The sequence below is a fragment of the Cellulomonas sp. genome (genome assembly GCF_036279715.1).
Taxonomy (GTDB): domain Bacteria; phylum Actinomycetota; class Actinomycetes; order Actinomycetales; family Cellulomonadaceae; genus Cellulomonas_A.
Genome location: NZ_DASUIR010000101.1, coordinates 1 through 9,123, shown reverse-complemented (window position 1 = coordinate 9,123; position 9,123 = coordinate 1). Strand labels below are relative to the sequence as shown.

Sequence of the window (9,123 nt, the reverse complement as noted above, 5' to 3'; positions counted from 1 at the left end):
GCGGCCCTCGCGGTGCCGACCGCGCAGGTGCGCCTGTTCGGCAAGCCGTCCGTCGCGGGCCGACGACGCGTGGCCGTGACGCTCGCCCGCGGCGCGGACGTCGACGAGGCGCGGGAGCGTGCGCGGTCGAGCGCGACGGCGCTGCGGGTCGAGCTGACGTGACCGCGGCGGGCCGGCGTGACGTGACCGACGACGCCCCGACCGGGGATCTCGAGGGGTCCGTCGCTGAGAGCACCGTCGTCGAGGGTGAGGTCGGCGTCGGACCGTGGCCCGGCGGCCCGAGCGCGTGGCCGGACCTTGCCGGACCCGACGGTGCACCCCGCTACGACCCTGAGCTGCTCGCGCACGGCGACCGCCGCAACGTCGTCGACCGCTACCGGTACTGGACGCTCGAGGCGGTCGTCGCGGACCTCGACACGCGCCGCCACCCGTTCCATGTCGCGATCGAGAACTGGGCGCACGACATGAACATCGGGTCGGTCGTCCGGACGGCGAACGCGTTCGCGGCGGCCGAGGTCCACATCGTCGGGCGGCGGCGCTGGAACCGTCGCGGCGCGATGGTCACCGACCGGTACCAGCACATCCGCCACCACCCGACCGTCGCGGACCTGCTGACCTGGGCGCGCACCGCCGGTCCGGCCGGCGACCCGCTGCCGGTCCTCGGCGTCGACAACCTCCCGGGGTCCGTCCCGCTCGAGGGGTATCCGTTGCCGCGCGGCTGCGTGCTGCTGTTCGGTCAGGAGAGCGTCGGCCTGTCGGACGAGGCGCGCGCGGGGGTGGTCGACGTGCTGCACATCGCCCAGTTCGGCTCGACCCGCTCGATCAACGCGGGGGCGGCCGCGGCGATCGCGATGCACGCGTGGATCACCCGCCACGCGGACGCGTCAGGCCACGGGACGTCGGGGCCGGGCTCGACCGGCACGGGGATGCCCGCTGGGTAGGACGTCCCGGCCGTGCCCATGGCAGGACGTGAAAGAATCGCCACGAAGTCACCACCCCCCTTCTACCTCCAGGAGATCCGTCGATGGGCATCGCAACCCCCGAGGTCTACACCGAGATGATCGACCGGGCGAAGGCCGGCAAGTTCGCCTTCCCCGCCGTCAACGTCACGTCGTCCTCGACCCTCACCGCCGCGCTCCAGGGCTTCGCCGAGGCTGAGAGCGACGGGATCATCCAGGTCTCCGTCGGCGGCGCCGAGTACGCGTCCGGCTCGACCATCAAGGACCGCGTCGCGGGCTCGCTCGCGCTGGCCGCGTACGCCCACGAGGTCGCCAAGAACTACCCGATCACGGTCGCGCTGCACACCGACCACTGCGCCAAGGCCAACCTCGAGTCCTGGGTCCGCCCGCTGCTCGCGATCGAGATCGAGCAGGTGAAGGCCGGCAAGCTCCCGACGTTCCAGTCGCACATGTTCGACGGCTCGACCGTCCCGCTCGCCGAGAACCTGATCATCGCCGAGGAGCTCCTCGAGCTCTCGCAGCTGGCCCGCACGATCCTCGAGATCGAGGTCGGCGTCGTCGGTGGCGAAGAGGACGGCCACATGGCCGAGATCAACGAGAAGCTCTACACGACCGTCGAGGACGGCCTGGCCACGGTCAAGGCGCTCGGTGCGGGCGAGAAGGGTCGCTACCTGACGGCCCTCACGTTCGGCAACGTGCACGGCGTCTACAAGCCCGGTGCGGTCAAGCTGCGCCCGTCGATCCTCGCGGACATCCAGAAGGCCGTCGGCGACGCGATCGGCAAGCAGAACCCGTTCGACCTCGTCTTCCACGGCGGCTCGGGCTCGACCGAGGCCGAGATCTCCGAGGCCGTCGACAACGGTGTCATCAAGATGAACATCGACACCGACACGCAGTACGCGTACTCGCGTCCGGTCGCCGACCACTTCTTCAAGAACTACGACGGCGTCCTGAAGGTCGACGGCGAGGTCGGCAACAAGAAGGCCTACGACCCGCGTGCGTGGGGCAAGGCGGCCGAGGCCGGACTGGCCAAGCGCATCGTCGAGGCCGCGCAGCAGCTGCGCTCGGCGGGCCAGAAGCTCGGCTGACACGGCCTGCTCGACCTGAACGAACCAGCCAGACCCGAGGGCCCGGTCCGGCACCACCGTCCGATGGACGTGGGTGCTGGACCGGGCCCTCGGTCGTGGCTGGGTGCGCGGCGCTCGCAGCGCGCGACGTCGGCGCCGTCAGCGCGTCAGGGGATGAGGCTGTCGTCGCCGCGCGCCTCGAACTGCGTCTCGGCGTCGTCGTCGATCACGTCGAGCAGCTCGCCGATGCGGGTGACCTCGAGGAGGAACCGCACGGTCGGGGGGACGCGCAGCAGCCGGACGCGGTGCCGGCTCCGGGTCGCGAGGCGCGCAAGGAACGCGACCCCCGAGGAGTCCATGAAGGTCACGTGGTGGGTGTCGACCTCGATGGGGAGACCCGCGTGCTCGGCATCGGACGTCGCCTGGTGCAGGTCGGTGGCGAGGTCCGCGTCGATCTCGCCCGACAGGACGATTCGGGTACGGTCCGCGCCGAGGATCACATGGACGGTTCCGGGCTCGCCGCGCAGCGGGACGCTCCGGTCGGTGTGCAGGTCGCTGCCGTCCTCAACGGGCCCGTGACCCGTCCGGCTGTTAACGTCGCGCACGATGCTCCTCTCCGGATGAGGGCGACCGCCCTCTGCTCCCGGCACGTGCCCAGTCCGCGGTCGGACTCACGACATGGGGGAACGCTAGACGATCGGAGGTGGTCGCGGTCAACTCTTCGGCGATCGATCCGCTTCCTGACGCTCTCGCGGAGGTGCGCGAGAGGGCCTTCCGGGCCGCTGACGTCCCCATGTACATCGCAGCAGCCGGCACGCCTGCTCAGACGATCGTCTGGGTCAACGACGCGTTCGTCCGGCGCACGGGGTTCGCCGTCGACGAGATCGTGGGTCAGGCGCCGGGACGGCTCCTCGGCCCGGACGTCGACCCCGAGCTCGTCGACAGGTTCCGGGCCGCGATCGCCGACGGGCAGCCGTGGGCCGAGACGCTGCGCACCGTGGCCGCCGACGGGACGCCGTCCTGGACGCGCGTGTCGATCGCTCCCGTCGCGGCCGACGACGGCACGATCACGCACTGGTTCTCCGTGCTCGTCGACGTCACCGACCTCGAGGAGCGCCACCGCGAGCAGCTCGCCGAGGTCGAACGGGAGCGCCGCGAGCGGACGAGCATCGGGATCATCTCGCGGATCTCCGACATCCTCATGGACCTCGACGACCCCAGCTCGCTCGAGGACGTGGCGGGCGTCCTGCACCATTCCGTCGTGCGGTGGGCCGGCTTCTACCTCGAGGACGACGACGGGCTGCGGCCGGCCGACGGCTCCGGATCGCCCCCGTACCGCGCGGGTCGCCGCCACGCGGCAGTCGTCGAGGTGGGATCGGTCGCGCGGGACGCGGCGGGTTTGCCGTGCACGCGCGAGGTCGACCCGGTCCAGGAGCTGTTGGACGGCGCGCGCACCGAGCCCGTCGACCTGGACCTGACGAACCCCGACGCGTCGACCGTGTCGGGGTGGCTCGCCGACCAGGTCCGCACGGCTGTCGAGCGTCTGCCCGATGCGCCGTCCCGTGTCGTCGTGATTCCGGTCCCCGGCCGTCGCCTCGTCCTCGGGGTGCTCGTCGTGGTCCCGGAAGACGGGACGGACGCGGCCGCGATCGACGGGGGGCTCGAGATGGTGCTGGAGCTGACGACGCGCCGCGTCGGGCTCGCCGTAGACAACGCCCGGCTGTACGAGCGCGAGCACCGGGTCGCCGAGACGCTGCAGCGGTCGATGCTGCCCGAGCAGGCCGACGTCGACGGCCTCGACGTCTGGACGTACTACGCGCCGAGCTCCGCGCACGCGCAGGTCGGTGGGGACTGGTTCGACGTGCTCGAGATCGACGAGGACGTCGTCGGCGTCGTCATCGGTGACGTCGTCGGCCATGACATCGAGGCTGCGGCGTCGATGGGCCAGCTGCGCTCGGTCGTGCGGACGTACGCGTTCGAGGTCCGGACGCCGGGGCTCGTCCTCGAGCGTGTCGACCAGCTCGTCGCCGGCATGCGGATCCCGCGGCCGGCGGCCCTCGTCCTGACGACGCTCACGCGGACGGGCGACTCGTGGCAGCTCGCCTACTCGCGCGCCGGCCACCTGCCCGGGCTGCTCGTGCGCGACGGCCACGTGACCGAGCTCGGCGAGGCCGGCGGCCGGCTCATCGGCATCTCCGTCGGCCCGCGCACGACCTCGGAGGTCGCGCTCGTGCCCGGTGACGTGCTGGTCCTCTACACGGACGGCCTCATCGAACGTCGGGACCGGACGCTGCGCGAGGGCCTCGCGGCGCTGCGCGAGGCCGCCGAGGGCGTGACCGCGACCGACTCCGCGGGCATCGGCGAGGACCTGCTCGCGCGCCTGGCCGACGCCCCCGAGGACGACGTGGCGGTCGTCGTCGTGCGCATCCCCGACCCGGCGGCCGACGGGTCGGTCGCGCGCAGCCCGCGGTCACGTCGCTGGCGCCTCGCGAGCGAGCCCGCGGCGGCCGGTCGTGCCCGGCACGCGGTCGTGCGCACGTGCCAGGCGTGGGGCCTGGCCTGCGGCCCGAGCGCCGAGCTGGTCGTCTCCGAGCTCGTCGCGAACGCGGTGCTGCACGGGTGGGGGCACGTGCTGCTGCGGCTCGACGACACCGAGGACGGGCTGCGGATCGAGGTCGAGGATGCGAACCCCGCACCCCCCGTGACGACCGACGGCCATCGCGGGCGGATCGGCGGGTTCGGCATGCAGATCGTCGAGCGCCTCGCGGACTGGGGCTGGCGGCCGGCAGGCCCGGGCAAGGTCGTCTGGGCGAAGATCCGGGTCGGCGAGGGTTCCGACGCCTGAGGGGTCGACCGCTCAGGAGGTCGGGGCGTGCGCCTCGACGTCGCAGTCGGCCTGGATGACGAACAGGTCGAGGACGCCGCACACGGACAGCACGAACAGGTCGCGCTCGTCGGTCCCGCGCAGCACCGTCTGACTGCCCCGGGCGTTGCCGGCGTCGGCCAGCGAGATGAGGAACGCGGCGCCCGTCGAGTCCATGAACGTCACGCCGCACATGTCCACGACGAGCCGACCGTGCCGCATGCCCGCGATCCGGGCGCGCGCCTCGGGGAACGCGTCGCGCTCGGCGACGTCGAGGTCACCCGCGAGGACGAGCGTCGTCTCCGACGGCGTCGCGACGACCTCGATCATCGGAATCCTCAGGTTCGGGGGGACTGGTGGCGGTCTCGTCTGTGACGGGCGGCGGGTTCGACTGTAATGACGCTCGCCGCGGGCCGCACGTCGGGCCGCACCGCGCGAGGATGGGGGCATGAGCCACGACAACCTCCTGGGTCCCGAACCCGTCCGCCTTCCCGTCGACGGTCCCGACGCCGACGTGCGTGCCGCGCTGACCGCCGGCGCCGACCTGCAGGACGCCGCGCGCGAGAACCCCGCGTCGCCGTACGCCTGGGCGCTGCTCGCGGAGCGCGCGCTGGCCGACGACGGCGACCCGGTCGCGGCCTACGCCTACGCCCGGACCGGGTACCACCGCGGGCTGGACGCACTGCGCAAGGCCGGCTGGCGCGGCCAGGGACCGATCCCTGCCGACCATGAGCCGAACCTCGGGTTCCTCCGGGCCCTGCTCGCGCTCGAGGAGGCGGCCGAGGCGATCGGCGAGGAGGACGAGGTCGAGCGGATCGCGCGGTTCCTCGCGGACTCGGGGACGTCCGAGGACGAGATCTCCGGTCGACGCTGACCGGCTCCCGGCACGGTCGGCGTCGGGACCGGCGGCCGGAGCGGTGCCCTGGTCCGACCGTCGATGACCGATCCTTGACGTTCGGGTAACCTTTCGGGGGTGCTGGTGCGCTGCCGCCGGTGCCTGGGTCCGCGGCCCGCGAGCTGTGCTCGCACCGGACGTGGCGCGGACCGGACCACCCAGCAGCGCGGAAAGTGGAGAGTCGATGCCTGCCGTCGTGGTGCTCGGGGCCCAGTGGGGGGACGAGGGGAAGGGCAAGGCGACCGACCAGCTCGCCTCGCGGACCGACTTCGTCGTCAAGTTCAACGGTGGCAACAACGCGGGGCACACGGTCGTCATCGACGGTGAGAAGTACGCGCTCCACCTGCTCCCGTCGGGCATCCTCTCCCCGGGCGTCGTCCCGGTGATCGGCAACGGGGTCGTCATCGACCTCGAGGTGCTGTTCGTCGAGATCGACGCGCTGATCGCGCGTGGTGTCGACCCGAGCCGCCTGCTGGTCTCGTCGGCCGCGCACGTCATCGCGCCGTACAACCGCACGATCGACAAGGTCACCGAGCGGTTCCTCGGCAAGCGCAAGATCGGCACGACGGGCCGCGGCATCGGCCCGACGTACGCGGACAAGATCAACCGCATCGGCATCCGCATCCAGGACCTGTTCGACGAGAAGATCCTGCGCCAGAAGGTCGAGGGCGCCCTCGAGCAGAAGAACCATCTGCTCGTGAAGGTCTACAACCGACGCGCGATCACCATCGACGAGACGATCGACGAGCTGCTCACGAACGCCGACCGGCTCAAGCCGATGGTCGCGGACACCCCGCTCGTGCTCAACCGCGGGCTCGACGAGGGCAAGACCGTCGTCTTCGAGGCCGGTCAGGCCACGATGCTCGATGTGGACCACGGCACGTACCCGTTCGTCACGTCGTCGTCCGCGACGGCCGGCGGCGCGTGCACGGGCTCGGGCGTCGGCCCGACGCGCATCGACCGCGTCGTCGGCGTCGCCAAGGCGTACACGACGCGCGTCGGCGAGGGCCCGTTCCCCACCGAGCTGCTCGATGCGACCGGCGAGTGGCTGCGCAAGACGGGCGGCGAGTACGGCACGACGACCGGCCGCCCGCGTCGGACGGGCTGGTTCGACGCCGTCGTCACGCGCTACGCCGGACGCGTCAACGGGCTCACCGACCTCGTCGTCACGAAGCTCGACACGCTGACGGGCCTCGAGAAGATCCCGGTCGCCGTCGCGTACGACGTGAACGGCGTCCGGCACGACGAGATGCCGCTCGACCAGAGCGACTTCCACCACGCGAAGCCCATCTACGAGGAGTTCGACGGCTGGTGGGAGGACATCTCCCTGTGCCGGTCGTTCGGCGACCTGCCGGCCAACGCGCAGCGGTACGTGCTGGCGCTCGAGGACATCTCGGGGACCCGCGTCTCGTCGATCGGCGTCGGCCCGGGCCGCGAGGCGACGATCATCCGGCACGACCTGCTCGCCTGACCGTTCGCCCGGCGTATGCCGGCTGTGCGCGCTGCCCGGTGCGGAACGTCAGCGGGGCTGGTCCGGCGGGGACTGCGTCGCGTGGCGGTCGAGGAACGCGTAGACCTCGGCGTCGTCGACCCCTGGGAACGTGCCCTGCGGCAGCGGGCTGAGGACCTGCGCGTGCAGCCGGGCGCTCGGCCAGGAGTGGTCGCTCCAGCGCGCTGCGAGCGCGGTGTCGGGCCGGCGGCAGCACGACGGGTCGGGGCAGCGTGACTGCGTCCGCAGCTTCGTGTCGCGGCCGCGGAACCAGGACGCGTGCGCGAACGGAACGCCGATGGTGATGGAGAACTGACCGGCGTCGGACACCCCGGTCTGTGCGGTGCACCAGAACGTGCCCTCGGGGGTGTCGGTGTACTGGTGGAACTCGGTCGTGCGGTCGTGGCGGCTCAGGGCGACGCGCGCGGCCCAGTGCCGGCACACGTGCTGGCCCTCGATGGACCCGGTGGGGTCGGTCGCGAAGCCGACGCCGTCGTTCTCGTAGCCGCGGGACAGGGCGCCGTCGTCGTCCACGCGCAAGAAGTGCACGGGCAGGCCCAGCTCGCTCGTCGCGAGGTTCGTGAACCGGTGGGCCGCGGCCTCGTGCGTGACGCCGAACGCGTCCCGGAAGTCCTCGATCGCCAGGTCCTTGGCGCGCTTGGCCGCACCGAGGAACTCGAGCGCGGCGCTGCGGGGCATGAGGCACGACGCCGCGAAGTAGTTGATCTCGAGGCGCTGGCGCAGGAAGTCGGCGTATGACACGGGCCGGTCGTGACCGAGGACGCGGTGCCCGATGGCCTGCAGCGCGAGCGACCGCAGCCCGTGACCGCCGGGGATCGATGCGGGCGGCAGGTAGATGCGCCCGCCCTCGAGGTCGGTGACGGTGCGGGTCGAGTGCGGCAGGTCGTCGACGTGGAGGATCTGGAACCCGAGCTGGGCGGCCATGCGCGCGACGGCGCGGTGCGTCAGGGCTCCGACGGTGTACCCCGCGGCGCGCGCCATGTCCTCACCGACCTGCTCGATCGCGGGCAGGTAGTTGTCACGCTCGCGCATCCACAGGCGCAGCTCGGTGTTCGCCCGGCGGGCCTCCTCGGGCGTCGCGATCGACTGGCGCTCGCGGCGGTCGAGCTCGGCATGCAGGCCGACGAGGGCCTCGAGCGCCTCGAGCGGCATGCCACGGCTCGGGCGGACCGCGGGCAGGCCGAGCCCCGTGTACGCCTGGGACCGCTGCGCGCGGTCGAGGGCGATCTCGAGGGCGGCGCGGCGGCTGGGCGGCTCGGGGGCGATGAGGTCGGCGACCTCGACGTGCAGGGCCGTGGCGATCTCGCCGAGCAGCGACAGGCGGGGTTCGCGGTGGCCGTTCTCGATGAGCGACAGCTGGCTGGGGGCGGTGCCGGTCTCGCGGGCGAGCTGGTCGAGCGTCATCGAGCGCGCGGTGCGGAAGTGCCGGATGCGTCGGCCGAGCGTGAGGCGGTCGCCGGGGATAGCCGGGCGGCGGGCGCGGGAGCCGTCACCCGTGGGCACAGGGGCGCCAGGCGGGAGGTCCATCGTCTCGTCGGTCACCTCTTGACAGTAGCGAAAGAACTGCCGTTCTTGACAGACGTCAGTCGTAGAAACCCCGCCGGACATGGCGAAGTCTGGAAGAGATCACTTCAGCGCAGACAGGTCGCAACCTCCACCGCGGCCGTCCGCCCGAACCGGAGGCATCTCTTATGACCCTCGTCGCCACGTCCGTCGCGAACACGGCCCGCACCCGGATGGCCGTCGCCCCGGCGCCCGCCAGCGCAACCCCCGCCGCCGGCGCTCCGACGTCGCACCGTGAGCTGCTCGCCTGGGTGAGCCACATCGCC

General features: G+C 72.3%; 9 protein-coding genes. 6 read left to right on the top strand and 3 right to left on the bottom strand.

What is annotated here, in order from left to right; genetic code table 11:
• Positions 1-12 precede the first annotated feature (12 nt).
• The 3 genes from VFW79_RS09805 to fbaA all read left to right on the top strand — a co-directional run bounded on the left by VFW79_RS09805 (position 13) and on the right by fbaA (position 2,047).
• Positions 13-162, top strand: coding sequence for a hypothetical protein (locus VFW79_RS09805; RefSeq protein ID WP_329677121.1), 150 nt, complete (start codon positions 13-15; stop codon positions 160-162).
• Positions 159-941, top strand: coding sequence for a TrmH family RNA methyltransferase (locus VFW79_RS09800; protein ID WP_414647933.1), 783 nt, complete (start codon positions 159-161; stop codon positions 939-941). Before VFW79_RS09805 ends, VFW79_RS09800 begins: the two co-directional genes overlap by 4 nt.
• An 83-nt stretch (positions 942-1,024) precedes the next feature.
• The gene (gene fbaA / locus VFW79_RS09795; protein WP_329677118.1) at positions 1,025-2,047 is read left to right on the top strand and encodes a class II fructose-bisphosphate aldolase; all 1,023 of its coding nucleotides are present in this window, start codon (positions 1,025-1,027) and stop codon (positions 2,045-2,047) included.
• Between the two features lie 146 nt (positions 2,048-2,193).
• On the opposite strand, the gene VFW79_RS09790 is transcribed toward fbaA, so the two are convergent.
• Entirely contained in the window at positions 2,194-2,631 is a 438-nt protein-coding gene (locus VFW79_RS09790) for an STAS domain-containing protein (protein WP_414647932.1), read from the bottom strand.
• A 152-nt stretch (positions 2,632-2,783) separates the two neighbouring features.
• Here VFW79_RS09790 and VFW79_RS09785 point away from each other — a divergent pair, with 152 nt between their 5' ends.
• Complete coding sequence (locus VFW79_RS09785; RefSeq protein ID WP_329677117.1) at positions 2,784-4,871, top strand: SpoIIE family protein phosphatase; 2,088 nt, start codon at positions 2,784-2,786, stop codon at positions 4,869-4,871.
• 12 nt (positions 4,872-4,883) lie between these two features.
• Here VFW79_RS09785 and VFW79_RS09780 read toward each other — a convergent pair whose 3' ends face one another.
• Complete coding sequence (locus VFW79_RS09780; RefSeq protein WP_329677116.1) at positions 4,884-5,219, bottom strand: STAS domain-containing protein; 336 nt, start codon at positions 5,217-5,219, stop codon at positions 4,884-4,886.
• A gap of 118 nt (positions 5,220-5,337) precedes the next feature.
• Between VFW79_RS09780 and VFW79_RS09775 the strand changes: the two genes are divergently transcribed.
• Both VFW79_RS09775 and VFW79_RS09770 read left to right on the top strand, forming a co-directional pair.
• Positions 5,338-5,763, top strand: coding sequence for a DUF3151 domain-containing protein (locus VFW79_RS09775; RefSeq protein ID WP_329677115.1), 426 nt, complete (start codon positions 5,338-5,340; stop codon positions 5,761-5,763).
• A 205-nt stretch (positions 5,764-5,968) separates the two neighbouring features.
• Positions 5,969-7,255, top strand: coding sequence for an adenylosuccinate synthase (locus VFW79_RS09770; RefSeq protein WP_329677114.1), 1,287 nt, complete (start codon positions 5,969-5,971; stop codon positions 7,253-7,255).
• Between the two features lie 48 nt (positions 7,256-7,303).
• On the opposite strand, the gene VFW79_RS09765 is transcribed toward VFW79_RS09770, so the two are convergent.
• Entirely contained in the window at positions 7,304-8,821 is a 1,518-nt protein-coding gene (locus tag VFW79_RS09765; RefSeq protein WP_414647934.1) for a helix-turn-helix domain-containing protein, read from the bottom strand.
• Positions 8,822-9,123 lie beyond the last annotated feature (302 nt).